Annotated in this window: 24 protein-coding genes; 6 read left to right on the forward strand and 18 right to left on the reverse strand. The window is 55.7% G+C overall.

The genetic code is table 11. The features are described from left to right. Positions 1–16: 16 nt before the first annotated feature. Together JMJ16_RS15950 and JMJ16_RS15955 are read right to left on the reverse strand one after the other, a co-directional pair. Complete coding sequence (locus JMJ16_RS15950; RefSeq protein ID WP_201383027.1) at positions 17–589, reverse strand: lactate utilization protein; 573 nt, start codon at positions 587–589, stop codon at positions 17–19. Positions 590–619: 30 nt separating this feature from the next. After that, positions 620–1,654 carry a Gfo/Idh/MocA family protein gene (locus JMJ16_RS15955; protein WP_201383029.1) on the reverse strand — a complete coding sequence of 345 codons (1,035 nt, stop codon included), beginning with the start codon at positions 1,652–1,654 and terminating at the stop codon, positions 620–622. A 154-nt stretch (positions 1,655–1,808) separates the two neighbouring features. Between JMJ16_RS15955 and JMJ16_RS15960 the strand changes: the two genes are divergently transcribed. Together JMJ16_RS15960 and JMJ16_RS15965 are read left to right on the forward strand one after the other, a co-directional pair. Next, on the forward strand, positions 1,809–2,453 hold the full coding sequence (locus tag JMJ16_RS15960; protein ID WP_201383031.1) for a ThuA domain-containing protein: 645 nt from the start codon (positions 1,809–1,811) through the stop codon (positions 2,451–2,453). Between the two features lie 143 nt (positions 2,454–2,596). Further along, entirely contained in the window at positions 2,597–3,244 is a 648-nt protein-coding gene (locus JMJ16_RS15965; protein ID WP_201383033.1) for a TetR/AcrR family transcriptional regulator, read from the forward strand. Here the strand turns inward: JMJ16_RS15965 and JMJ16_RS15970 are convergent. Beyond that, complete coding sequence (locus JMJ16_RS15970) at positions 3,153–4,229, reverse strand: zinc-binding dehydrogenase (protein ID WP_201383035.1); 1,077 nt, start codon at positions 4,227–4,229, stop codon at positions 3,153–3,155. The two genes, JMJ16_RS15965 and JMJ16_RS15970, sit on opposite strands and share 92 nt — an antisense overlap. Before the next feature lie 293 nt (positions 4,230–4,522). On the opposite strand from JMJ16_RS15970, the gene JMJ16_RS15975 reads away from it, so the two are divergent. Continuing rightward, positions 4,523–5,347 carry a family 16 glycoside hydrolase gene (locus JMJ16_RS15975; protein ID WP_201383037.1) on the forward strand — a complete coding sequence of 275 codons (825 nt, stop codon included), beginning with the start codon at positions 4,523–4,525 and terminating at the stop codon, positions 5,345–5,347. A gap of 507 nt (positions 5,348–5,854) precedes the next feature. Here the strand turns inward: JMJ16_RS15975 and JMJ16_RS15980 are convergent. Beyond that, on the reverse strand, positions 5,855–6,016 hold the full coding sequence (locus JMJ16_RS15980) for a hypothetical protein (RefSeq protein ID WP_201383039.1): 162 nt from the start codon (positions 6,014–6,016) through the stop codon (positions 5,855–5,857). A 127-nt stretch (positions 6,017–6,143) separates the two neighbouring features. After that, complete coding sequence (locus tag JMJ16_RS15985) at positions 6,144–7,463, reverse strand: MFS transporter (protein ID WP_201383041.1); 1,320 nt, start codon at positions 7,461–7,463, stop codon at positions 6,144–6,146. A 600-nt stretch (positions 7,464–8,063) separates the two neighbouring features. Between JMJ16_RS15985 and JMJ16_RS57120 the strand changes: the two genes are divergently transcribed. Both JMJ16_RS57120 and JMJ16_RS15995 read left to right on the forward strand, forming a co-directional pair. Continuing rightward, the gene (locus JMJ16_RS57120) at positions 8,064–8,441 is read left to right on the forward strand and encodes a hypothetical protein (RefSeq protein WP_201383043.1); all 378 of its coding nucleotides are present in this window, start codon (positions 8,064–8,066) and stop codon (positions 8,439–8,441) included. A gap of 271 nt (positions 8,442–8,712) precedes the next feature. Beyond that, on the forward strand, positions 8,713–9,180 hold the full coding sequence (locus tag JMJ16_RS15995) for a CBS domain-containing protein (RefSeq protein ID WP_201383044.1): 468 nt from the start codon (positions 8,713–8,715) through the stop codon (positions 9,178–9,180). Positions 9,181–9,352: 172 nt separating this feature from the next. Here JMJ16_RS15995 and JMJ16_RS16000 read toward each other — a convergent pair whose 3' ends face one another. The 13 genes from JMJ16_RS16000 to JMJ16_RS16060 all read right to left on the reverse strand — a co-directional run bounded on the left by JMJ16_RS16000 (position 9,353) and on the right by JMJ16_RS16060 (position 23,229). Continuing rightward, positions 9,353–10,600: an FAD-binding oxidoreductase gene (locus tag JMJ16_RS16000; RefSeq protein ID WP_201383046.1), complete on the reverse strand. Its 1,248-nt coding sequence runs from the start codon at positions 10,598–10,600 to the stop codon at positions 9,353–9,355. A gap of 138 nt (positions 10,601–10,738) precedes the next feature. Beyond that, on the reverse strand, positions 10,739–11,803 hold the full coding sequence (locus JMJ16_RS16005; protein WP_201383048.1) for a S9 family peptidase: 1,065 nt from the start codon (positions 11,801–11,803) through the stop codon (positions 10,739–10,741). A gap of 36 nt (positions 11,804–11,839) precedes the next feature. Next, complete coding sequence (locus JMJ16_RS16010) at positions 11,840–12,562, reverse strand: ABC transporter ATP-binding protein (protein WP_201383050.1); 723 nt, start codon at positions 12,560–12,562, stop codon at positions 11,840–11,842. A gap of 4 nt (positions 12,563–12,566) precedes the next feature. Beyond that, positions 12,567–13,298 carry an ABC transporter ATP-binding protein gene (locus tag JMJ16_RS16015; protein ID WP_201383052.1) on the reverse strand — a complete coding sequence of 244 codons (732 nt, stop codon included), beginning with the start codon at positions 13,296–13,298 and terminating at the stop codon, positions 12,567–12,569. Continuing rightward, complete coding sequence (locus JMJ16_RS16020) at positions 13,295–14,356, reverse strand: branched-chain amino acid ABC transporter permease (RefSeq protein WP_201383054.1); 1,062 nt, start codon at positions 14,354–14,356, stop codon at positions 13,295–13,297. Before JMJ16_RS16020 ends, JMJ16_RS16015 begins: the two co-directional genes overlap by 4 nt. Beyond that, positions 14,283–15,230: a branched-chain amino acid ABC transporter permease gene (locus tag JMJ16_RS16025; protein WP_201383056.1), complete on the reverse strand. Its 948-nt coding sequence runs from the start codon at positions 15,228–15,230 to the stop codon at positions 14,283–14,285. The genes JMJ16_RS16020 and JMJ16_RS16025 overlap by 74 nt, the downstream gene beginning before the upstream one ends. A gap of 171 nt (positions 15,231–15,401) precedes the next feature. After that, positions 15,402–16,652 (reverse strand): amino acid ABC transporter substrate-binding protein, encoded by a 1,251-nt coding sequence (locus JMJ16_RS16030; RefSeq protein WP_201383058.1) that lies wholly within the window; start codon positions 16,650–16,652, stop codon positions 15,402–15,404. A gap of 194 nt (positions 16,653–16,846) precedes the next feature. Beyond that, complete coding sequence (locus tag JMJ16_RS16035; RefSeq protein WP_201383060.1) at positions 16,847–18,151, reverse strand: dihydrolipoamide acetyltransferase family protein; 1,305 nt, start codon at positions 18,149–18,151, stop codon at positions 16,847–16,849. 86 nt (positions 18,152–18,237) lie between these two features. Next, positions 18,238–19,539 (reverse strand): Xaa-Pro peptidase family protein, encoded by a 1,302-nt coding sequence (locus JMJ16_RS16040; RefSeq protein WP_201383062.1) that lies wholly within the window; start codon positions 19,537–19,539, stop codon positions 18,238–18,240. Positions 19,540–19,563: 24 nt separating this feature from the next. Further along, positions 19,564–20,577, reverse strand: a complete 1,014-nt coding sequence (locus JMJ16_RS16045; RefSeq protein WP_201383064.1) for an alpha-ketoacid dehydrogenase subunit beta — start codon at positions 20,575–20,577, stop codon at positions 19,564–19,566. Beyond that, positions 20,564–21,577 (reverse strand): thiamine pyrophosphate-dependent dehydrogenase E1 component subunit alpha, encoded by a 1,014-nt coding sequence (locus JMJ16_RS16050; RefSeq protein ID WP_201383065.1) that lies wholly within the window; start codon positions 21,575–21,577, stop codon positions 20,564–20,566. Before JMJ16_RS16050 ends, JMJ16_RS16045 begins: the two co-directional genes overlap by 14 nt. A gap of 18 nt (positions 21,578–21,595) precedes the next feature. Beyond that, positions 21,596–22,477 (reverse strand): NAD(P)-dependent oxidoreductase, encoded by an 882-nt coding sequence (locus tag JMJ16_RS16055; RefSeq protein ID WP_201383066.1) that lies wholly within the window; start codon positions 22,475–22,477, stop codon positions 21,596–21,598. A gap of 53 nt (positions 22,478–22,530) precedes the next feature. Then, positions 22,531–23,229: a FadR/GntR family transcriptional regulator gene (locus tag JMJ16_RS16060; RefSeq protein ID WP_201383067.1), complete on the reverse strand. Its 699-nt coding sequence runs from the start codon at positions 23,227–23,229 to the stop codon at positions 22,531–22,533. 281 nt (positions 23,230–23,510) lie between these two features. Here JMJ16_RS16060 and JMJ16_RS16065 point away from each other — a divergent pair, with 281 nt between their 5' ends. Beyond that, positions 23,511–25,886 carry a xanthine dehydrogenase family protein molybdopterin-binding subunit gene (locus JMJ16_RS16065; RefSeq protein WP_201383068.1) on the forward strand — a complete coding sequence of 792 codons (2,376 nt, stop codon included), beginning with the start codon at positions 23,511–23,513 and terminating at the stop codon, positions 25,884–25,886. The last annotated feature ends 77 nt before the right edge of the window (positions 25,887–25,963 follow it).

Genomic DNA, 25,963 nt, shown 5'->3' on the forward strand with positions numbered 1-25,963 from the left:
GTGGTAAAGACAATCGTTAGTTGCTCTCAACGAACAAAACATAAAATACTCTCGGTCCCTGAACACCTATTGTGAGGGTGCGCTCGATATCGGCTGTGCGGCTGGGGCCGGTGACCAGGGTCATATGATGTTGCTGCTCAGTTCCAGGCGTGGAGAGCTGGCGCAGGCGCTCACCCGCGCTCTCCAACATGGGATAAAGCTCTCGTGCTTGCACCAGTACAAAATGGGCGATGGTCAACATGGTCACGGCACGCGCCGCCAGGTTGTTCTCGGCGACCAGCACCGAACCGGTCTCGGCAATGGCCAGGTGGGCGTCTGAGAGCCCGGCGGGCGCATCAGCGATCTCGCGAGGTCCCTCCGCCTCTTCGAGAGTGATCCCTCGCGCTTCTAACAGAGGCAGGAGCGCTCCCCATGGCTCACGTTGTGCGAAGCCTGGAGGAAGCATGATGAGCTTCTCAGTCAGCGCGGGATGCTCCACGATCAGGCGGGCGGCCTCTTCGAGAGAGTCCGCATAGTGTGATTCGCCGCCTGCCGCGCGTAGGCGACGTTCAAATTGGCTGTAGAGAGTTCGTTGCTCTTGGATCTGCATGCGTTCCTCTTCTTTGACTACCTTCTTGCGCTACCAGGAAACGGCGACGCGCTTGCCGCTTTCAGCGCTTTCAATGGCGGCAAACACCATCGCCAGGCTTTTTATGTTATCTGTACCACTGGTCTGGGGCGCTCGTCCCTCGCGTACACAGGCGATAAAATCCCTGATCGCGCTGGAGTGTCCTTGTGTCCGCTCTGTGCGCTCTACAAGATCTGGCTCAACGTCGTCAAAGGTGGAGAGAAAGCCACCTGTCTCCTGGACCTGCTGAATCCGTATGTCCTCTCCTCCATCCCAGGTTATGCTTCCACGCTGGGCAATCAAACGCCAGTCGCTCTCCCAGGTGGTCGCCAGGCCCTCCGCGCACCAGCTCCCGCGATAGGTATACATCAATCCGCCTGTCATCTCAAAGATGGCAATTGCGGAGGCCTCATGATCGTACCAGGAACCAGCAGGATTCCACTCATGGCAGTAGACGGAGACAGGATCGGCCCCGGTCAGGAAGCGTGCCGCGTCAAAGGTATGGATGGCCATATCCAGGAGCAGGACATGGCGCATATGGTCGCGAAAGCCCCCGAAATGCGCGCCAATATAGAAATCGCTATTGACCGTCGTGAGCGCTCCCAACTTGCCCGAGGCCAGAGCGTGGTGTACGCGCAGGATATTCGCATCATAACGCCGATTCTGCATAACCGCGAAATATCTATCAACGCGTTGCGCGGCCGCTACCAGGGTGCGCGCTGCCTCTAGTGAGGCGGCCAGTGGCTTCTCACTCAGCACATGACAGCCTGCCTCTAGCGCCTGGAGGCTTGTTTGCAGATGAGCCTCTGGGATAGTGCAATTAAAGACAATATCGGGGCGTGTACGCTCCAGGACCTCGCCCAGATCCGTACCAATCATGACCTGTGTCAACTGCAACTCACGCGCCCTGGCATGCGCGGCCTCCTCATAAATATCGACCAGTCCCACGACCTCGACGCCAGCAAGCTCGGTCGCGGTCTGTAGCCAGGCACGACTCATGGCACCGCATCCAACCAGCACAATGCGCAACATATCTTTCTGCTCCATAAAGATTCCTTTCCTCCCTTTTGCTTGCAATTATATCCTCTCTACAGGTTGCTTGCCCAGGGGCTCTCGGGACATAATAGCAGTAACACGTCAAAATGTGGAGACTCTGATCTGTACCAGGTCAGAGTCCGGACCATAAGAAAGGACTTCTTTAATGAAATCAGCATTACTTGTCTGGGGCGGATGGGAAGGCCATGAGCCAGAGAAGGGCGCAGCCCTCTTCGCGCCCTTCCTGCGCGAGCAGGGATACGAGGTCGAGGTCTCCGACACGCTGGATGCATATTTAGACGAAGCCAAAATGCAGCAGCTCGATCTCATTGTACCTATCTGGACCATGGGCACGATTACTCCTGAACAGGAACAGGGCCTGTTGCGTGCCGTCCAGAGTGGCGTTGGTATCGCGGGCTGGCATGGCTGCATGGCCGATTCCTTCCGCAACAGCACAGAGTATCAATTTATGGTTGGTGGCCAGTGGGTCGCGCATCCCGGCAATATCATTGACTATGAAGTCAACATCACTCACCATGAGGACCCCATTACTGCCGGTTTGCAAGATTTTCACATGCATTCGGAACAGTACTATATGCACATTGATCCCATCAATGAAGTCCTGGCCACAACTACCTTTAGCGGCGAATATGCCCCCTGGATTGCGGGCAGCGTCGTGCCGGTGGTCTGGAAGAAACGCTGGGGCCAGGGACGCGTCTTCTACTCCTCGCTAGGACATGTCGTCAGTGATTTTGAGGTACCCGAGGTTCTCGAAATCATGAAACGCGGCATGCTCTGGGCCAGCCGCTAAAGCGGTAGTGCGCTACTGACGTACGCGCCTACGCCTCCGTGCCACATTGTAGACACCCAGCGTAGGCGCGTACGTCAGTAGCGCACCCAGGCCTTTTTCTGATACAATCACCCTGTAGCCGAAGAGGAAGAGAGGTGTTACCTATGCCAGTCGAAGGGCGCTCGATGCGCGAAAATATTCTCGCCGCTGCGGTCCAACTCTTTGCCGAGTATGGATATCACGCCGCACCCCTGCGCGATATTGCTCGCCTGGCGGGAATTCAGGCGGCCAGTATTTATCATCACTATCCCAATAAGCAATCGCTGCTGGTTGAGATTATGGAGACGTATATGAAGCGTCTGAACGGCCAGCTAGAGACGCTCCTGCGTACCTATGATGATCCCCGTGAGCGCTTGCGTGAGGCCATCGCCAATCATATCCGCCTGCATACCAGCAACAAGGCCGAATTCTTTATCATTGATACCGAACTTCGCTCCCTGGAGGGCGAGCAGCGCGCGCACATTGTCGAGCTACGCGATATCTATGATGGCCTGCTTCAGGGCATGCTCCAGGATGGGATGGAGCGCGGTGTCTTTCGCCCGAGTGATACCAAAGTTACATCCTATGCTGTTATCGCCATGTGTACACAGGTCTCGTCCTGGTTTCACCCTGGAGGACGCCTGAGCGTGCAACAGGTTATTGATATTTACTACCAGATCATCAGTCAGGGCTTACTGCTCCATCCAGAAGGGACGCGAAGGCCGGAGGAATCAGTGCATATTTTACCCCCTTCTTCTGCGTTAGGAGACTGATAGCCTCCAGGGCCGCATTCAGAGGCAGACGCCGGGTGACCAGAGCCTCCACATCTATCTGACGTTCAGCAATCAGGTGCAGTGCCTGAGCGTAGTAGCTTGGGGTATGATGAAAGACGCCCTTGATGGTAAGCTCGCTATAGTGCAGGGGACGCGTTTCCAAGGTCACCTGGGTGCCCGAGGCGCAGCCCCCAAAGAGGTTGACCAGGCCGCCAGGGCATGCCAGCTGGGCCGCCTGTTGCCAGGTCTCGGGCGTGCCAATGGCCTCGATGACCACGTCGGCACCTCGCCGCTTCTCCGTCTGGTCGCGTACCACTTCGTACTGCTCTTGCGGCGTCATGCCAGTGACATCAATCACACATGAGGCGCCAAAATAGGTTCCCAGGCGTAGGCGCTCCTCACCCCGGCCTGTGAGTACAACTCGCGCGCCACGTAGCGTCGCGGCGGCGGTGAGCAGGAGGCCAAGTGGACCTGAACCTAATACAATGACAGTATCTCCCGCGTGAATATCGCTGGCTCCAACGCCGTGGAGAGCACAGGCGAGGGGTTCAGCCAGGGCCGCCGCGATAAATGAAGTATCCGTTGGGAGAGGATAGAGGTTATGCTCGACGATGCGCGCGGGCACCAGCAGGTATTCGGCGTAGGTGCCATTGAGGAGTAGCAGGCCTTCGCAGAGGCTATAGCGGCCACGCTTACAATAGAAACACTGGTAGCAGGGGGCCGAGTTGGCCACCGCGACGGCGTCACCTTCACGCACCTTTGTCACACCGACGCCTGTTGCGGCGACTGTGCCAGAGACTTCGTGTCCAAAGCCGGCTGGCGTATGGCGAAAGAGCAGGGGATGTCCCCGGCGAAAGGTTTTAAGATCGGTACCACAGGTCGTGGCTGCCGCGACCTGGAGCAGGACCTCGCCTGGCCCTGGCTGCGGAATGGGACGCTCCTCCAGGCGTAGATCGCCTGGCGCGTAAAACATAGCTGCCAACATAGCTGTATCGCTCGACTTTCTTTGGCTCTTGATGAGAGGTGTATGTTTCTATCATATGGCGCCAGCATCTTCCATCTCAAGGGGGGAAGTGCATACGAAAAAATTACTACTAGCCAAAAATACGAAACAATCTGCGCTACAATACGTCTTTATATATGCACATTGAGAGAATTCCATGGACTGGAGCCAGTCCCCCCACCTGGCAAAGAGGCAAGCTACAAGATTGATGGAAAAGGAGTCGCGCAGTTTCCGGCGCGCAGTTTGTGAGTATGCCGTTACAGAGAGAGAGAGACATGATAGGCGAAGAAACTCAACAAGAGCAGACAGCGCACTCCAACACACGACGCAGACACATGTTCACTATCGTGGGTCTGATGGGTATCGTATGCCTGGCCCTGTTGCTTACCGTAGGTGGCCTGTATCTCTTTCCTGCAGGCAATCATACCCAGAGCGCGCCAACTCCGACCCCGACGCCCTCCCCCTCACAGGCCCAGCTCACTGCCACCGCAATGGCTTCACACCATTTATTTATCGATGATTTTACTGATAAAAACACATACAAAGACTGGTTCACAGGTTCGACGCAGGACTATGAGCGGCAAATTGGGCAACAGGGCTTGAGCCTGACCGCGCTCAATCACAAGGTCCTCATTGAAAGCCTGCCCCCCAGCCGCAATTTTGATGATTTCCAATTGACCACCGAGTTTACGTTTCAACAAGGGGACGCCGACGACAGCATCGGCATTTATTTGCGCGGTGATGGAAATCTAGATCATGATTATCGCATCGACATTCATGGGAATACCACCTATAGCATCGTCAAGGAATCCTGGGACACCAAAACCCAGAGCGCCCACAATGATTACCTGGTTCCAAACAAGGTAAGCCCTCACCTGCATCCCATGGGAAGCAAAAACACATTGACCGTCTCATTGCAAGGCTCTTCCCTCTCCCTGATACTCAATGGCAGCCAGGTGGAGCAGATTGAAGATGCAAGCTATGCCAAGGGGCAGATCGCGCTCTTCGTCCACAACGGCGCGACCTCGTCACAGGCGCGCGCCCTCTTTAGCAAGGTCGTCGTGGACCCCCTGCCACCCATCGCAACGCCCACTCCATAATCCCCACCGCGAAGCAAACGTTATGGGCGTGATTTGGGGCAGATGCCCCAAATCACGCCCATAACGTTTGCTTCGCCTCAAGCGCACAAGGTCATACCTGAAGCGAGCTTTTGAAAGGGGACGACCAGGCTCGCTCACGAAATGTCCATCCTGCCACGCATACTCCTGTTAACGCCATTTGTCTGTTTTCCTTATCGCTGCTGTACTTATTGATGTTGGGTGATCTGGTTGGATAATCGAGGATGAAGCCCCCAACTTCCCTTGAAGGAGGCATATAGGGCCTCTGAGTATTAATGGAACGTCATGCGCTGCTGGCGGAGCTCACCACTCCGCATGAAAATTACTAATGAGCTTTCTTGCGGTGTTTCAGAATATACTGTTGCTAAATTCGCTGGTCTAGCTTGACAAGAAAGTGCTGACCTTCTCAATGTGAGCTTGAACAACCTGCCCAAAAGGATGAGAAGTGAATTTAGCAACAGTATACATTAATACTCAGGGGCCTATGTTTTACCTGCGGTAATCTCGTGACCCCTCATTGACCTCGACGATGCATCTATCCGCATAGGCATGATGAAACACCATGCTTTGCATACGAAAGTGAGGAACTTCCTGAGCAAGAACCTGTTTCACCTCTGCTTCCGTGACGTGTTTCAAGAGCTTAAACATCATTTGACCTCCTTTGAAAAATGAGGAGATGTGCGCAAAAACAGATATGGATGCCGTTCTCCTGGCGACGTGCAGCGAGGTCCGATCACTCTTTAACCAGACCTTGCAGTGATCCTGCCTGATGCTGATCCTACCCAGGCTCTTTGCGTGCCAGCTCGCTCAGCGATGGAATGGCGCGCAATCGACGGTTCAAGGTGGTGAACAGCGCAATGAGAGCTTGAGGCACAAAGAGCAGCACAACCGTCTGACCCGGGCCAATCCATTGAATCAACAGCCCGGTGAGCGCGAGGCCCAGGGGCTGGCTGCCAAGAGAAAGGAGACGGAACACGCTCTGCACACGCCCCTGTAAATGGTCCGGGATCGCGATCATGCGATAGCTGAGCTGGACTGAGTAAAAGATGGGCACGACAATGAAGCTCACTCCGTTAGCGACCCCTAACACCCAGAGATTCGGCGCGGCGGCCAGGGCGAGCCAGGAAACGGCCCAGACCCAGGCTGAACCGATCGTTAACTGCCCAAAGGTAAAACGCTTCTGCAAGGGACTACTCAGCACTGCTCCGACAATGCTGCCCACACCGCCACTGGCGAAGAGCATGCCGATGGCAAGCGGCGTGGCATGCAGGTTCTGCGCCAGCACAATCAGGATCAGCGTAAAGCCAATCGTGGAGAAGACTAGGACCAGGGTCAGCAGGGCCAGGAAACGCAGGACGTGCTCGCGCCAGAGCCAGAGAAGCCCCTCGCCGATCTCGTGCCAGATTTTGCGCGGCTCCTCCGTGCGCTCCTCTTGAAAACGCGCGCGCATCAAAAAGATGCTGAGCACCGAACAAACGTAAGAGATCGCATCGGTCAAGAACGGGACAGCGTGCCCCATACCATAGAGAAAGCCGCCCAGAAATGGTCCCAGCGTCCAGGAGGTCGAGTTGATGGCCTGATTCTGCGCGCTGGCGGCGGTGATCTGCGCTTTGGGCACCACGTGCGGCAGGCAGGCAATCTCGGCCACCGAAAAGAAGGTCATCAGCGTCCCCTCGATCAGCGCGACCAGGCAAAGTTGGAGAAGGCCCAGGCGGCCCAACCAGAGCGCGACGGGAATGCTGCCCAGGGCAAGCGCGCGCCCGGTATCGCAGATCAGCATCACCCGCTTGCGATCCCAACGGTCGATGAGCGCGCCCGCGGGCAGGCAGAGCAGAGCAAAAGGCAAACTATCCAGCGCGCCAACCAGGCCGGCCTGAGTCGCTGAGTGTGTAATGCCCAGGACCAGCAGCGGAAAGGCCAGCAGCGAAACCTGGCTGCCGACGCTTGAGAGGAGTTGGCTGCTCCAGAGCAGCATAAAATCGCGGTTGCGCCAGAGCGACGGATAGCGCGGCGTCTCCGCCACTTCTGCTGGCGTTAAAATGAGTTCAGAAGAGCGCGAGCTTTCCACGCCGCCTGGTTGATCGTGTATTTGAGCCATATTCATTGCTCCATCAAAAAACGGGGAAACAGCAGTCACGCTCAGCACAAAGATTGACCTCGACAGCAAAGCGCCTCTCTTCCCATGTCTCTGTGACCCCAGCACCCCACGGCACCTGCGCTTTCCTCATCAGGCCAACAACTGCCTGACGAGCATAGACGACGCAGACGGCCAGTATATGCGGGAGCAGGAAGAGTTACAAGCGTTTTCCCCGCAACGATTGGGCAGACGATACCATCCCCATGAGGAATCAAAGTATGAACAGGCGTCTGCGCGAATCGCATATCTGATAGTGCTACCAGGATTGGCAGCTTTGAGGGGTCGCGAACATCACAACGAGCATGCACTATGCAACAAGGTACAGGAGCAACTACTGGAACAGATTGTCGTTCTCTGGCAAGAGCTGTTCTTTTTGCTCGATGAACGTCGCATATTCAGAAGTGACAGGCTCCCTCGCACATGAAGTCCTGTACGTGAGGATGAAGCGTTAGAAGACCTTCATCGCGAAGGTGGAGGTAGTAATCATGTTTGTTCCTTTCGCGTAGTAGGCCAAGCATAGCAAAGAAAATCCCATCAGTCAAGAGGCCGCCAGCCAAAACTGTGACGGATCGGCATACCCTATTTGCGGCCCGTCGGTACGATGCGAGGGAACACGCCAGTGTCGGCGAGCAGTTGGCTGTCCGGCAGACCGAGACGCAATTGGGGCGAGTGTTTGAGCGACTCCACATCACCTCGATTGCCGCGCGTTCTCCCCAAGCCAAGGGCCGCGTGGAGCGCTTGTGGGGGACGTTTCAAGATCGGTTGGTGAGCGAATTACGCTTGGCTGGGGCCTGCACGCTGGATGAGGCCAATGCGCTCCTCGTAAAGCCAGATGCCTTGACGAAACAAGGCGTTCACCGCGTCATCGACATTCACGCCGGTCGGAACCCCCTTTTCACGGGCAGCGGTACTGGGCACGCCTCGTGCCTGATGCGCTGACAAGGCTGCTTTCCTGGTATGAGGAGGGGGCGTTGACTCTACGGCGACCGCACATTGCGCTCCTGTCCAATGGTGGGAATATGCTCCAGCGCCTCGTAGATCATCAAATCCACGAGAAAATCGTGTTGGCTACCAGGATATGAGTATTGGCGCACCTGTCCGATAGGCAGAATGCTTCACTCTGACACGCCAGAAAAAACTCAACGGCATGTTACAATAGAAACAAGAGATGGCTGTTTCGCGATGGGTTACCAGAAGGAGACAAACATCGATGAAGGTTCGCAATGTAATGACTAAGGATGTCATTGTGGTCAATGAAGACCAGGCAATGCAACAGGCAGCTCACCTTTTGTCTGAATACAAAATCAGTGGGATGCCTGTGGTAAACAGCGACAACGTTATCGTAGGAATCGTTACGGAGTTTGATGTTATTGCCAGAAAAGGGCAACTGGTGCGCGATATCATGACGCGAAGCGTCATTACCGTCAGTGAGGAGACCGAGCTGGAAGAGGTCAGTCGTATTCTCGTCCATGAGCGCATTCGGCGCCTCCTGGTCGTGAGTCGAGGGCGGTTGGTGGGCATCATCAGTCGTGCTGACCTGGTCAAGGCCGTCGCGGCCCACTGGTTCTGCTCCATCTGTGGCGAGGTCATGCGCGCGCTTGAGCCACCCACAACCTGTATGCGCTGTGGCGCCCAGGCCTATGCCAGCATGACCGAACCAGTAGCACCCGGCTTTTAACGATTTCGAACGGCTTCGAAAAACTGAAGCTCATACGTTTCATCACGCCTTCATCGCGTCACAGCCACAAGCTATTGTTTACTATCAAACACATTCGTATTCAATGTACATAGAACGCATCTGTGGCGAAGGCTTTCGCCACAGATGCTCTTTTTTAATCCCATACCTTTGCTCAGGAGAGAAGCGTCGAGCGCTTCAGGCGGAAGGGCTCAAGGGCGGCGGCGCGCCGTGGCTGATCAAGCGACTCCGCAAGGAGTTGGCCCACGCGCATGGCAAAGGGCATACCATGTCCTGTAAAGCCACCTACACCCCAGACACAGGGCAGAGCCGGCTCTCGATCAATAATGGGGATGTAATCCGGGGTAAAGGCCATCGTTCCGCCCCAGCGCTGCGCCACGCGCAGGTGTGCCAGGTCAGGAAAGAGCGTGGGAATCACTTGCTCAAGGGTGCCCTGCACCTCAGACGATGTCGTCTGCTCGCGTATGTTCACATCACGTCCAGGTGCTATGGCCCGACAGCCTCCGATGACGATAGAGCCATCCAGGGTCTGCTGCCCATATTCCTCGCTTGGCGTGAACGCGGCAAAGATGCCTGATTCAAAAATGCGCTGGGGAAACGACTCATAGGCCAGCATCTGCCCGCGAACTGGTGTAATCAAGGGACGGAATGCGGGTAAGAGATCGCCCACCCAGGCGTTGGTCGCCACGACCACCTGCCGGGTACGTATGCTTCCCTGGGCCGCCCGTACCACGACGTCCTTACCCTCGCTCGCCAACTGCCCAACCTCGGCCTGCAGGAAGCGCGCCCCGTGGCGTTGTGCCGCTCGCGCCAGTTCATGCACCAGGCGCGCCGAATGCACCAGCCCGCCCTGCGCCCACAAGGTCCCGCCCAAAATACGCTCTCCCAGGCGTGTGTGGATACGTTCCTGCACCTCCTGGCGCGTCAATACCTGTACCTCGTAGCCATCGGCCTCCTTGGTGGCGGCGGCGTGTGCCAGGTGCTCCAGTTCCTGCTCACTCAATGCCAGCCCGATATGGCCAGTTTCGCGGTACTGGCAATCAAACTGCTCTTCGGCTATAACCTGGCGCAAGAGCGCCTGGTTCTCCAGGGTGAGGCGTAAGATCGCCTGCGCGACCTGGGCGCCATGGCGCTTGATGGCGGAGGGATAGCCTTCCGCGAGGCCGATGGCGACAATACCCCCATTGCGACCCGTCGCGCCGTAAGCCAGGTGCGCGCGCTCCAGCAACACTGGCGCTCTGCCTGCCCTTGCCAGCCAGTAGCTGAGCGCGACGCCCACGATGCCGCCTCCAATAATTACGATATCGGCCTTAGCAGGAAGCTGACTCTCAAGCGGCAGAGTCTCTACAGTTTGCTGCCAATAGGAAATAGATGTGTGTTCGGGGTCCACTGGGGTTTGCAAGCGGCCTACTCCTTCCTCATGAGCGCGAGCGGCTCTGACTCATCAACAGTTATCACGCCACAAGCATAGGGCACTAGCGTCCCCTCGTCAAGGGAAGGTGCAACCGATATGATGGATACCACTGTTCTATACGCCCCACTAACTCAACTGCTTCCGCATCCAGTCCGCCTGCTGTGGGCGATGCTTATAGGGGATGTTGTTGCAGACATGATTCCCATCTGCAAAGAACCAGAGTTCGGCGTTTGCTCCGGCCTCGGCCGCAATACGCTTTCCATGCTCTGGAGAAACCAGCCCATCCTGCCCTCCCTGAATGACGAGCAATGGGCCTTCCACGCATCCCGCAACTCCTTGCAGGGAGAACTGTTCCAGTCTTTTGACTGCCTCTTCCTCGCTTGTGGCCTTGAGACGAAAAACCATGGTATCGCGACTGAGCTGTGGGCGTCCGCGAAAGTTCTCAAGCTGATTGTAGGCACCACAATTTTCAATTGTGGCCTTGATGCGCTTTTCAAAGGCCGCGGCCCGCACAACGTAATGGCCTCCAAAACTTACTCCCATCAAGCCCACACGCCTGGCGTCTACATCCGGGCGACGCTCTAGGTAGTCAATCGCATAGCGAATGGGTACCTCATAGTCATGACGCATAGCGTGCTCAAACTCCATCTCGCCCTGACCAGGGCCGTCAATGGCGAGGACTGCCATTCCGCGTCGCAGGAAGTCCTCGCCGTAAACATGCAATTCCTCTTTTACTGAGTCTAGACCTGGTACCAGGATGACAACCGGGGGGCGAGGCGTATGCCAGGGTTTGCGCAAAATGCCATACATGGTGCTGCCCCCCTCATAGGGAATGGAGACTCGCTCGCCGGGAAAGAGAAAGTATGGTAATGCGCGCTGATAGTCACGCACCACATGCTCGTGGGCGTTCCGCAGTTGCCGCGGATCCTGGACAAAGAGATACTTACCAAAGTGATAGCACATGGCCGCGTGGAAATAGTGCTCACCCGCAGTCTCATAGTATCCGCTGGCTTCAGCGTCGGCACCCAATTGTTCGTGTATGGCGCCGCAGTCAGCCCATGTCTGACACCATGCATCCCATCTCTCAATACTGTTCGTGACCCGTGTGAAATCATTGACGTCAATGCCATTAGCAACAAAGCGAGGTGCCCAGTTTGTAATGGCACTTTGAACACGTGCGTCTCTCTCCATCTCACGCTCCTTTATGCGATTGCTTGCTCCGTCTGCTCAGGCATTCGAAAGAGTTCCGCCCAGGTACAAGCGCGCGATCTCGGGATTGTTCAGGACTTCGGTGTGTGTTCCCGTCAAACGCACTTGCCCGTTTTCCAGCACAATACCCTGATCCGCCAGGCTCAGGCCAGTGCGTGCATTCTGTTCCACCAGCACAATTGTCCTGCCGGTGCTCTGCAAGAGGCGAATTGTCTCAATGACGTGTTTGAAGGTATGGGGATCGAGACCCATTGATGGCTCATCTAGCAGGATTACGCGCGGATCAAGCATCAGGCAGCGCGCGAACTCAACAAGGCGTTGCTGCCCTCCCGATAAGGTCCCAGCCTTCTCACGCGCCCGCAGTTTGACGAGTGGAAACAACGCTTGAATTTCTTGCAGGCGACTCCTGATGAGCCGAGCATCCTTGAGCAGGTAGGCCCCAAGTTCGATGTTTTCATGCACGGTCATGCTGGGAAAGAGGCTATGGCTTTGCGGAACCTGTACGATACCTAGAGCCAGGATCTGGCGTGGCGAGAGGCCTACAAGCGAGCGCCCATCGAAGGAGATAGCGCCTTTCCGTGGCTTCAACAGGCCACTAAGTGCCCGCAAGACCGTCGATTTTCCTGCGCCATTTGGCCCGACGATACAGGTCGTGGTTCCTTGCGCTATGGCTATGTCAACCCCTTTGAGAATGTCTCCTCCATCGTAACCAGCATAGACATCACGAAGTTGTAGTAGCATCTCCTTAGTCTCCCAGGTAGGCTTGTAGGACGCCGGGATTGGCTCGCACCTCTGCTGGCGTTCCTTCGGCAATGCTGGTTCCACGATGCATGACCGTGACCCGGTGGCATAATTCCATCACAAACTCCATATTGTGCTCAACGATTAGAAAAGTCACCCCTCGTTGATTGAGGGTACGAATACGGTCGGCCAGGTAATTGACCATGGTGGGGTTGACTCCTCCTGCTGGCTCATCCAGGAGAATCACCTGCGGCTCAGCAATCAGGATAAAGGCGAACTCCAGTAATTTTCGCTGCCCAAAGGACAGATTGCCCGCGGGCAGATTCTTGAACGTGTGCAAGCCCACAAACTCCAGCAGTTCGAGCGCGCGTTGCCGCTCATGGGATGCGCTCCACCAGCGAAACATCCCCCTGAGATCTGTGCGTTGCACGGCCACGTGCATGTTTTCGAGCACCGTGAGACGCGGAAAGATACGCGTCAATTGAAAGGTGCGCCCTATCCCCAGGCGAAAGATTGTGTCAGGCGCTTTATTTGTGATATCCTGGGCCTGGAAACGTACCTGCCCACTATCTGCCCGCTCGTAGCCAGTAATAATATTAAACAGCGTGGTCTTGCCCGAGCCATTGGGACCAATCAGTCCGGTAATCGTCCCCTGCGCCATCGAGAGCGAGCACCTGTCCAGGGCCTGAATGCCGCCAAAGGCTTTGTGCACATCCTGGATTTCTAAGCAATTCATAGATTGGCTCCCTCTTTCGTTTCCACCTCCGGGCTTCCATCTTCCCCTGCTGTAGGCCTATGGCTCACCATGCTCATCGTGCGATCTCGTTCCTGCGCTCGCATAGCCTGAAATTTGCTCCACCTCACCTGTAGCGAGGGGACAATGCCCTGGGGTAAAAGCAGGATCACCACCAGGAAGAGTGCGCCATAGACGATTAGATAGTAGCCGTTTTGCCCGTACGCCAACGCAAAATATTGCTGTGTTGGTTCCAGGATCAAGGCCCCCAGGAGTGGACCTGTAATGGTGCCCAGCCCCCCGAGAAAAGCCATCAAGGCGATGGCAATATCGAATAAGGGATCAAAGGCCGTCGCGGGATAGACCGCTTCGACAAAATACGCCCAGATGGCGCCCGCCATCCCAACGATCAACGCGGCAAGCGCAAAGGCGAGTAGCTTGGATATGCCAGTCTTTACTCCAAGGCCAAGCGCGCGATCCTCGTCATCGCGAATTGCCAGCAGACCCAGCCCATATTTTGAGTGGCGTACTCCCCAGGAGACCGTCAACGTGAATAGGAGCAGCGCCAATGTCACATAGTAGAAGGGAATATTAAAGAAATCACCGCCCCAATCGAGAGGAATGGGGAGGCTGAGACCAGTAGAGCCTTTCGTAAGCCAGGAGAGATTATAGGCCAGTAATTGGATGATAAAAAACATGGCAATCGTGATCACCACAAAGGTATGGCGCCGTACCCGTAATGCAATCCAGCCCAGAGGGATGGCAATCAATGCCGCAATGAGCCCTGCCAGGGGAACCAGGAGAAAGGGTGCGTAACCACCAGCAATATGCCAATCCTGGCAGAGGATAGCCAGTGCATAGGCACCCAGGCCAAAGTAGGCGGCATGGCCTAGGGCAACATAGCCCGTATACCCGGCGAGAATATTCCACCCACTGGTTGCGACCGCGAAGATCAGCGTGAAGACCGCGATTGTGGTCACGGTAGGATCAGAGAAGAGGAGTGGGAAGGCGCAGGCAAAGACCAGGAGTATTCCTCCTCCCGCAAACGTGGCGATCCTCATTGTTTTCTTCCTTCCCTCCGTCCAAACAATCCCTGGGGCGCAGCACCAGGATGAGCACCAGCAAGAGAAAGAAGACGATATTGGCCCAAACTGGGGACCAGGTGACGGCGGTGACGTCCTCGATCACCAGCATGCCCACAGAGGCCGCAAGAGCACCGGTTAAACTTCCCATCCCTCCAAAGATGATAATCGCGAGCAGGCGTGAGATCAGGTCATAGGCGCTCCCGGCGTTGAAAGTATTGGTCGCGCCAAAGGCCATGCCCCCGGCGGCAGCTAGCGAGATCCCAATGCCAAAGGTAATCATCGAAACACGCTCGACATCGATGCCAATCAGTTCAGCCGCTGTCCGGTTCTCCATGGCCGCGCGCATACTGCGTCCAAAGCGTGTGCGATAGAGCAGCAGGTAGAGCGTTCCCAGCAGTAGCACCGCCAGTAGGAAGCAAAATACATAAATATAGGGAAGGTAGAAATTGGCTATACGAAACGACTCAGTTACATACCAGGCGTGTAACTGGATATAGTCCGCTGAGAAGAGTAGGTTGAGGATACCTTCGATGATGAGGGCAATGCCAAACGTTACTAGGATAGACAACATGGTGCGATCCCGCCTGATCGGGCGAATAAAGAACCACTCAATCAGCATGCCCAGGAGAAACAGGCAGGGCATCGTGATGAGCAGGCCCAGGAATAAATCGATGTGTAATTGTTGCTCCAAAACATAACTCAGGTACGCTCCCAGGATCACAAGCGCCCCCTGCCCGATATTGATAATATCCATCACGCCAAATATCAATGTCAGCCCTGATGCCATTAAGGCATACACGCCACCCGTTAAAATTCCCGTAATGATGGCCTCTATAATAATGCCAACCATACAGCCTCCTTCTATGGGCTGGAAGATAGGTAATCCCTCCCGATTAGCGCAAAGCGTTATCAGGGATAAAGCATCTGTAGAGATGAGCGCGCCTGCCATCTGTTCAGTACTCGGAAGATGGCAGGCACCACTCCTACCAAGCGCGTCGTTGTGTCTGGCAGAAACAGCATACTAGGGCCAGTTCGGTTTAGGATAGACAGGTTTCGCCGTGGCAATGCTAGCCGGATAGACGCGCTGCACGGAACCCCCCTGCCACTGGAAGGTAAAGCCCTTGCCATCGACGTTCTCGCCTACGTCGTTGAACTTTACATCCCCTTGCAGCGTCTGGAAGGTGTTGCCCGCGTGCAATGTGGCGAGCAATTGCTTATTGTCGATGCTATGAGCCTTGTTCACGGCTTGTGCCAGGACCTGCCCTGCCGCGTAGGCCTCCGCCGTATCGGCGCTGATCTGGTCAGCTGTCCCGCCATATTTAGCGATATAGTCTTGGACCATCTGCGCATTTTGATAGGTCGTCAGACCCGGAGCCCAGGCATTGGGAAAGAAGATGCCTTCCGCAACAGAGGCTCCTCCTATGGGGCCGGTAAATTGCGCTCCCTGGTCAGGCCCCGCGGAGGCAACAATAGCCTTGGGGTTAAAGTGCTGCTGCTTGAAGGCCTGCACATACGCGGTCGCGTCGGGGAGCATCGAACCTAACACGACGAGTTGCGCATTAGAGGCGATGATCTTCTGCGCGATGGGGGTGAAGTCGGTGGTTTCTGCCGGGTACATCTGGTATGAAGCGGTTTTTACGCCCCCCTGTTCCAGTAGCTGGCGCGCCCGGTCGATCATGGGCTGTGTAAAGGGATCGTCTTCCGTCGCATAGGCCACCGCCTGTGGCCGCTGGTCAGCTGGCAGCGAGAGGATATATTCGACAAAGCTATCCATCTGATTCACAATAGGGGCGGTGACATCAAAAATATTATGTAAGCCCTGGGTAAAGACTGAGGGACCGCCACCAGAACCTTCCAGCATGGCATAGCCATAGCGATTCGCTACCACGGATGCTGGCTTGGTTAAGAGCGTTGAATAGGGGCCAAAGACAAGGTCGTCATGGTTATTGGTAATCAGCTTCTGATAGTTGGTAACAACCTGGGTTGTATTGCTCCCATCAGAGAGAAAATCTAGCTTTACCTGGCGCCCGAGCAGCCCACCATTTTTATTCACGGTATCAGCCCATAGCTGATAGCCTTGCTCGGTCGCCTTGCCATCGGCGGAGAAGTCGCCTGAGAGCGAGACAGAGACGCCAATTTTGATGGGCGCCTGAGACTGGCCATTCGTGGCTGTATTATTCTGCGTGCAGGCGCTGCACATCAGCAACACTATCATCAAGAGCGCCAACAGTGGAAACCTGTTGCGTTGCCAGAAAGTGTGTCGTCCTACCACGGGTGTTCTCCTTAGTAATGCACAATAATCGTCAAAAGATTGCCAGGGGACACTAGCGCCTGGCCTGACATCGTGGGAGTTATCATGCGCAATTGGGATGTGCTATGAATGACAAGTGGTGCCTTGTATGTCCGCTTGTATGTCCGCTTGCTTTCCCTCCTTTCATGCCTCGCGAGCCTACGGTATGGGAATCACTACTGCAATAGCCCTAGCGGCTCCTCAATGAGATCCGCGAGCAGCGACAAAAATTTGGCTCCCAACGCGCCATCGACGGCGCGATGGTCGCATGAGAGAGTCAGCATCATCGTAGGTTGAACCATGGGCTGTTTCTGCACAGGCACCACGCGTTCCGCGATACGGCCCACTGCCAGAATCGCAACCTGTGGCGGCTGAATAATGGCGTTAAACGCGTCGATGTTGTACATCCCCAGGTTGCTAATCGTAAACGTTGCTTCACGCAGGTCTTCTGGTCGCAGTTTTCTGGCCAGGGCCTTGGCTACCAGGTCTCTGCGTCGCCGGGTAATCTCTTGCATACTCAATCTATCTGCCTGGTGAATGACGGGCACAACCAGCCCATGCTCGGTAGCCACGGCCAGACCTATATGGATAGCTTGCTCTAGATGCAACGTTCCTTCGCTCCATGAGGCATTGAGCCGTGGCGAGGTACGTAGCGCCAGCGCCACAATTTTTACCAGCAGATCGGTGTAGCTTGCCTGCTCGGCTGCGTGCTTGCGTCTATGGTGATACCAGGCCTCTAAGCGACTGGCATTGACCTCGCGCACCAGGTAAAAATGAGGCACGCTCGTCCAGCTCTGGGTTGTGCGCTCAGCCATGATACGCCAGATGGTGCTCAATGGCTGATCCTGCTTTTCATGTACTGCCGCAACTTGAGGCATAGATACGACATCTGCCGCCAGTACGGCCCCTCCTGGTCCGCTCCCTTTGATCTGCGCGAGATCTTTTCCCTGCTCTGCCGCTAATCGTCGTGCTTTGGGCGAGGCCATCGTCAAACGCGGTGTCGTCTGGGCTATTGGAGTGGTGGGTTGCTGCCTATGGGCTCCCTGCTGATTGCGCAAATAGGTCATGACGTCCGCCTTTTGAATGCGTTTGCCCTCGGCCTGAACAAGGCTCAGATCCAGGTTGTGCTCAGCGGCGATGCGCGACGCCAGGGGGCTGGCAGGCAGAGACGACGGCCGGAGCGTGTGTTCTCCCAGGGAAGGCAGCGAGGCATGTGTTGCCTCCCCGGCACTGGCTGCCTTTTCGCCTGGAGCAAGGATCGTGGCAATGACCTGCCCTACCGGAACCTCCTTGCCAGGCCCGGCTACGATCTGGTCGAGCACGCCATCGGCGGGAGCTCCGATCTCGACCGTGGCTTTGTCGGTCTCGATTTCTACCAGGGGTTCTCCCTTTGTGACCTGCTCGCCACTAGCTTTGAGCCAGGTAATGATCTTCCCCGTGTCTTGTGACATTCCCAATGCTGGTAAGATAACTGGTGTCATCACCATGGACCTCCTAGAAAGCGTGGGAAGCGAGGGCTTTATAGCCACATACACACCCTTTTCTTCTCACTGGACATCGCATGTGTTCACTGCTTCGACTGGGCATTGAGATTGGACTGGGATTCACGTATAGCAGCGAGGGGGCCTGTCGCAGTGTAGTAGTGCGCTCCAGCCACCAGCAATTGTTCCGCGGGGAAACGCGTAATGACCTCGCAGCCATCATGGGTCACTACCAGTTGCTCTTCGATGCGCGCCGCGGACCAGCCATCTGAAGCGGGCCAGAAGGTTTCCAGGGCAAAAACCATCCCTTCCTCAATGACCTCGGGATGCTCAAGCGAAACCAGGCGGCTAAAAATAGGCTTCTCCCAGATCGAGAGACCGACTCCATGCCCATATTGGAGTGCGAATGCAGCCTCTTCGTTGGGGAAACCGAACTCCTCGGCTTTGGGCCAGAGCTTGACGATATCAGCTGTGGTAACACCCGGCTTGATGGCATTGATGGCTCGATCCAGGATCTCTCGACACCGTTTATAGGCATCGACCTGGGCGTGGGAGGCGCTCCCCACGACAAAGGTGCGGTAGTAACAGGTGCGATACCCGTTGTAGCTATGCAAGATGTCAAAGTAGGCCGGATCGCCCGGTCTCAAGGCGCGATCCGTATAGACGTGCGGGTGGGGGCTGCATCGCTCGCCCGAGATGGCGTTAACGCCCTCGACATGCTCCGAACCCAGATCATAGAGCACTTTGCTGACCAATCCAACACACTCATTCTCGCGAATCCCCGGTTTTAGCGCTCGATAGAGCTCGTCATATGCCGCATCGACCATCATACAGGCCGTCGCCAGGAGCGTAATCTCATCTTCTGTCTTGATTAAGCGCGCCTGTTGCAGTAATTGCTGTCCATCGACCACCTGAATACCCTCGGCCTGCAAGGCGAAGAGCACCGGCAATTCGACCACATCCACTCCCAATGGCTCGTGGAGGAGCCCACGTTCCTCTAGCTCGATACGAATTTTGCGCGCGACATCTTCAGCGCGGCCAGACTCTGGCGACATGGCACCGCGTTGTGTGGAGATGCCCGCGCGCGAACGCTCACTTAGCCACGGCGCATATAGTTGGTGATGGCGCGCGGCTGAGCCGAAGTCCCACATGATCGGCTCATCGTCCTGGGGTAAAAGCGAGAAACGGGCCAGCTTATCCATGGCCCAGGTCCCAATGTGGGTTGCCGTAATGTAGCGAATGTTATTCATATCGAAGCAGAGAAGCGCCCCCATCTCCGATGCTTTCAGCAGGTGTTTGATCCGCGCAAGGCGCGCGGTACGTAAGCGCTCAAAATTCGCGCGCTCCTCCCAGTCTACGCCCATCAAGCCATAGGTTTTGATCGCCATATCTCTCTCCTTCGTTGGAAATGTCTAGACACGACCACATAACGTTTTGGCTACATCTACCACCGCAGCAGCGGTAGGGACTGTGAGGTCCTCCAGGACGGGAGAAAAGGGTACCGGCACATTCATGGCGCCCATGCGCCTGACCGGGGCATCCAGGTAGTAGAACGCGCCCTCGGCAATGACTGCGGCAAGTTCCGCGGTGACGCCATAGCGTTCGTACCCTTCATCGACTACAATCACACGACTGGTCTTTCTGGCTGAGTCGATCAAGGTCGCGCTATCCAGGGGAACAGTCGTACGTGGATCAACCACCTCCGCCCTTATCCCCAGCGCCTCAAGCTTCTCCGCCGCCTCAAGCGCGACCTGTACCATGCTGCTAGTCGCGACCAGGGTAATATCGGTTCCAGCGCGTTTGATATCCGCCACCCCAAAGGGAATGGTATAGTCGCCTTCGGGTACAGGGCCTTTCAACTGGTACATCATCTTGTCTTCGAAGAAGATGACGGGGTTCTCATCGCGAATGGCCGTCTTGAGCAACCCCTTCGCGTCGTATGGCGTGGATGGCAGGGCGACCTTTAAACCCGGAATATGACTCACCCAGGCGTGCAGGCTCTGACTATGCTGGGCTGCGGTGCGACGGGTCGCCCCCAGGGTCGTGCGCACGACCAGCGGGACCTTGAGCTTCCCCCCGGACATATAGTGAACCTTGGCCGCCTGGTTCACGATCTGGTCAAGGGCGAGGGTAATAAAGTCGCCAAACATAATGTCGATAATGGGGCGCATGCCTGTCATTGCGCCGCCGACTCCTATGCCTGTAATTCCAGCTTCCGAGATGGGAGTATCGATGACACGCGCGGGTCCAAACTCCTCAACGAGGCCTGAGAGGACTTTGAATGGCGTCCCGGCTTCGGCCACGTCTTCGCCCATGATGAAGACACGCGGATCTCGACGCATCTCCTCGGCCAGGGCCTCGCGAATCGCCTGCCCAAGCGTGGTCTCCTGGACCTTCTGGTTGGCTGTGGTGCTAAGCGTAGACATCTTGTTCCACCTCGCCTGGCTGGGGAAAAGGTGCCGAGAGTGCGAAGCGCTCGCCTTCCGCAACCTCGGCTCTCACACGCTGTTCGATCTGCGTAAACGTTTCATGCCCGGCGAAACCCTCTGTGCTCAACCATTCGGCGAGGAGCTTGAGGGGGTCGCGGTGTTGTATCCAGTGCTCCTCTTCTTCTTTCGCTCGGTAGTAGGAGCGCTGAATATCGCCGACATGGTGTCCAAAGTAGCGATAGGTATCACACAGGATGAAGGCAGGCCCCTCGCCCTGGCGCGCTCGCTCAACCACGCGGTGCGCGGCTGCGTAGACAACGCGCACATCCTGCCCATCAATCTCTTCAGTCAAAAGACCAAAGGCCCTGGCCCGGTTCGCCATCTCGCCTGCTGTGGTTTCAGCATTGTGTGTGTATTCGTTGTACTGGTTGTTTTCGCAGACATAGACCACGGGCAGATTCCATAAGGACGCCATATTCATGACTTCGTAGAGAAGTCCCTGCCCAAGCGCACCGTCGCCAAAGAAGCAGACCGCAACCTGGTCGCTCCCCCGCATCTTACTGGACATCGCAGCCCCGGTGGCAATGCCAGCACTTCCACCGACAATGGCGTTGGCGCCCAGATTCCCTGTGTCCTGGTCGGCGATATGCATGGACCCGCCCTTGCCCCGGCAATAGCCCGCCTCTTTACCCAGCAGTTCCGCAAACATGCGGTCGACTCTGGCCCCTTTGGCGAGACAATGACCATGCCCCCGATGTGTACTGGTGATGTAGTCATCGCGTCGTAAGGCCTGGCAGATGCCAACCGCTATCGCCTCCTCTCCACTATAGAGGTGCGCCAGGCCAGGCATTCTGGCGGTGCGATAGAGTTCGTTGACATGCTCTTCAAAGACGCGAATCTTGAGCATCTGTTCATACATAGCCAGCCAACGAGCCTGCCCCTCATCTCCTTGCGTGTACTCTGGATGGACAGAATTGGATGCCTCTGGCTGTAACATGGCGTTCTCCCATAGCTATTACAGATCGATGCCGGACATACGAGCCAAAACCTTGTAGACGATGGCGAAATCATGTTTGGCCAGGCCCTGGGCGCGGGCCGCCGTCAGTAACTGATTGCTGAGCGCAACACTGGGAAGCGCCACATCGAGTTGCCGCCCCAGTTCTTCCGCTAGCAACATATCTTTTTGCATCATGTTTACATCGAACCAGGCCTCTTCAGGCATGTTGAGGATAAAGGGAGTGCGATACTTGAGAGAGGGAGAGGCAACAACGCTATTGAGCATGACCTCAAGCGCCGTCTCCAGGGGGATACCTCCCTTTACGGCTAAGAGTAAGCCTTCATAGAAGCCCTCTATTTGCACCTGCAAATTCAGGTTAATAGCGATTTTCATCAAGACCGCCAGGCCATTTTCGCCGACGTAGTTGACGGTTGGGCCGATGTCCTGCAAGATCGGTAGCACCTGCTCAAAAATAGCTTTTTCGCCCCCAACCATCAGCGAGAGTTTCCCTTGCTCAAGCGTAATGACACTCCCAGACACGGGTGAGTCGAGCATATGCGCTTCCTTTGCGGCCACCTGGGTGGCCAGGTGACGCGAAGCCGAGGGGCTGACCGTACTCATATCAATGTAGATTTTTCCAGCGCTTAAGCCGGACAGAATGCCATCAGGACCATGAAATACCTGGTGTAATGCGTTAGTATTGGTGACCATAGTAAAGAGAATGTCTGCCGCCTCAGCCACCGCTCGCGGAGAGTCACCCCAGCGCATGCCAGCATCGAGAAGCCATTGTGCCTTCGACCGGGTGCGATTATACCCGGTCACCGTATGCCCGGCATCCAGAAGCCGTTTTGTGACACGGCCTCCCATTGCCCCTAGCCCGATAAAGCCAAGATGAGCCATAACGTCCTCCAAATGCAACACACAGCGTAAACAGGATCATACAAGACAAATTGCTATGCAGGATCAGCACTATCTTCGCGCACCTGGCGTAAATGCTCTCGCATGGCTGCACGCGCGGCCTCCGCATCACGCTTGATGACGCTATCAAAAATACGCTTATGATGAATTTGCCCGCGTTGAGGGCCTCCCGCAACGGAGAATATCTGTTTGCGTTGCTCACTCAGCAGGTTCACAATCGAGTTGGTCAGGAGTAGGATTAAAATATTTTGTGTGGCCTGTGCCAGGGCCTCGTGGAAACGATTGTCCGCGGCAATAAACGCGTTGACATCATGCATATGTGCATCCATGACTGCTATCGCTTCACGCATCGCTGTAATCTCTGTCTCTGTGGCACGCTCCGCGGCGATTGCAGCAATCTCCGTCTCCAGGATTTCGCGTACCTCCAAAAGATTCTCTGACCCTCCCATCTCCCCCAACTTCAACTTCATGACCAACCCAAGTGAGCTCTGGAGCGCAGTATGAGCGCCATCAATGACAATTGTTCCGCGCCCCGGTCGCGTATCCACCAGCCCTTTCTGGGCCAGCGTTTTCATGGCTTCACGCACAGCGGTTCGGCTGACATGAAACTGTTTCGCCAGCTCAAGCTCTGTCGGTAGCCGATCTCCGTTGCGCAATTCGCCATTGAGAATGCGCTGCTCAATTTGTTCAGCAATCTGCTTGAAAACTTTAGCCGTTTGAATTGGCTCATACATAAGTGCTATATTTCCTGAAAAGTTCCTAGAAATACATGCTACTCAAATCTACAGAGATAGGATGATATAATCATCATACTAACTATATAAATAAAAGTCAATGATAAACAGCGTCATATATTTTTTATATCCAATAAGTACATATGATTATAATCATATGTACTCTAAGCAAGCAAAGGATATTCTCTTTTTACAGTTCAATCATTATTTTGTGCTGAGTGATATGAAAATCTCCCTGATAATGACAGAGGCTACTTACCCACTAGGAAAGAGAGGGCGCTATGCAGAAACCTTTTCAACCATTTCAAGCGGGGCGCCGCAGAGAGGATTATGGGGCGCTAACGGGCAACGCCCGCTATGTTGATGACCTTAGATCACCTGCAGGGCGCCCTCCGGCGCTACACATGCTGGTGGTACGCAGTCCATACGCTCATGCCAGGATTGTGAGCATCCATTTAGATAAAGTTCGCTCATTGCCTGGGGTCGTGGGCGCTTTTACGGGCGCTGAACTGGTGCATGGGATGCCCACATTGCCTATCGGCCCAATGCCGGGTGTCTTCGATCCCGGGCGGCATCCATTGGCAGTAGAGCGAGCACACTACGTTGGCGACCCCGTTGCCGTTATCCTGGCTGAGACCCTGCCCATCGCAGAGGATGCGCGCGACCTCGTTGATGTGGAGTACGAGGTGCTGCCAGCCGTGGTTGATCTAGAGCAAGCCCTGGAGGCGGAGGCACCTCTCCTCTACGAGGGTCTTGGGTCGAATGTGGCCTTTGTGCATCACCTGCGTGGTGGGGAGAGCGAAGTCACCTTTGCACGAGCCGATCATGTCCTACACCTGCGTCTGGAGAATCAGCGGCTCGCGCCCAGTTCTCTTGAGTCGCGGGCCTGTATGTTTGACTTTGACCCGGGCAGTGGACAACTTTCAGCCTGGGTCTCGTCGCAAGCAATTTTTCGTGTCCGCGAGACGCTGGCCATGTTCCTGGGGCTGGATACCGGGAATATTCTCGTACACAATGCCGAGGTTGGAGGCGCCTTTGGAGCTAAGAATGTCTTTCTGGGTGAAGAAGTGGTTGCCGCCTACCTGGCGATGACGCACAAGCGCCCGGTCAAATGGATTGAGCAACGTGATGAAAATTTGCAGGCTCAGTCCCAGGGGCGTGGGCAGGTACACGATATTGAAGCCGCCTTTCAGGCAGATGGAATACTACTTGGCTTAAAGCTGCGCTCCCTGGCCGATCTGGGCGCCTTTCTCGTTGCAACTACAACAATGGTGCCTACACGTGTTCCGCTCATGCTATGCGGACCATACCAGGTACAGGCGGTTGAGAGCGAGGTAATCGGCGTATTTACGAACAAGGCCACCACTGCTCCCTACCGGGGAGCAGGCCGACCCGAGGCGACCTATATTGTGGAACGCGTCATGGATCGCATTGCACACGAACTGGATATCGATCCTGCGGAGGTGCGCCGTCGTAATTTTATCGCCCCCCAGGATTTTCCATATCGCACAGTCACAGATGTTATCTATGATAGCGGCAACTACCAGGCCATCCTTGAGCGTGTCCTGGAATTGGGCGATTACCCAGACTGGCGCGCTAGGCAACGAGCATATCGAGCGAGTGTACATCCCAGGCTGTTGGGCATCGGCCTCGCCTCCTTTATCGAACTGTCAGGCGATAGCGTGGCTTCTCCCGCCCATATGCCACGCGAAGCCGCCACTGTACGCGTCAGACGTGATGGTACCATCCTGGTACAATGCGGCGTGGCCCATAATGGTCAGGGCCACTTCACTACCCTTGCCCGTATCGCGGCTACTGTCTTCCAGCTGCCAGTTGAGCAGGTAGAGGTATATATGAATGATAGTAGCCTACCTGGCTATAGTGTGGGGACCTTTGGGAGCCGTATTACCCAGGTAACCGGCTCGGCTGTTCTGCTGGCTGCGGAAGCCGTTAGAGACAAAGCGCTTCACTGTGCCGCATGTCTCCTGGAGGCTTCCGCAGCCGACATGGTACTGGAGCAGGGGAGTATCAGTGTTCGTGGGACACCTGCGCGGGTTATCACACTTGGAGATGTGGCTCGCCAGGTTGAGGAACAGCCTGAACTGATCGAGCGTGAAGTCCCCAATCCCGCCAATGGGACAGCAATTGAGGGACTCGCCGCCTGGCGTGAGTATAGTCCCGCTGGTGCGGCCTATGCTTCGGGGGCGCATCTCGCTGTCGTGGAGATTGATCCTGATACTGGCGAGATACAGATACTCAACTATGTTGCCGTCGATGATTGTGGGCGTGTCCTCCAGCGTGAGCTGGCGGAGGCACAGATCCATGGCTCTCTAGCCCAGGGTATTGGGCAGGCGTTATATGAAGAAGTCGTCTATGATGAGGATGGACAGCTTCTCAGTGGTACGCTCCTGAATTACGCCTTGCCCCTTGCGCATATGCTCCCTGCCTTTATCACCGATTTCGTCGAGACGCCCTCGCCGTTTAATCCCCTGGGGGCTAAGGGCGTGGCTGAGTCAGGCTGTATTGGTGCGCCACCAGCTATCGTCAATGCCGTGCTGGATGCTCTCTTCCCTCTTGGTATTACCACCATTGACATGCCGCTTACACCAGAGAAGATCTGGGCATTGCTCCATATCAGGCGCCAGAGAGACGTATAAGTCCCGCCTTTCAGCAGTGGAGCTTGTTTGACTGCCAGGCAGAGATATGCTATCATTCGGCTTATCTCAATGCACGA

It is taken from the genome of Ktedonobacter sp. SOSP1-52 (assembly GCF_016587395.1).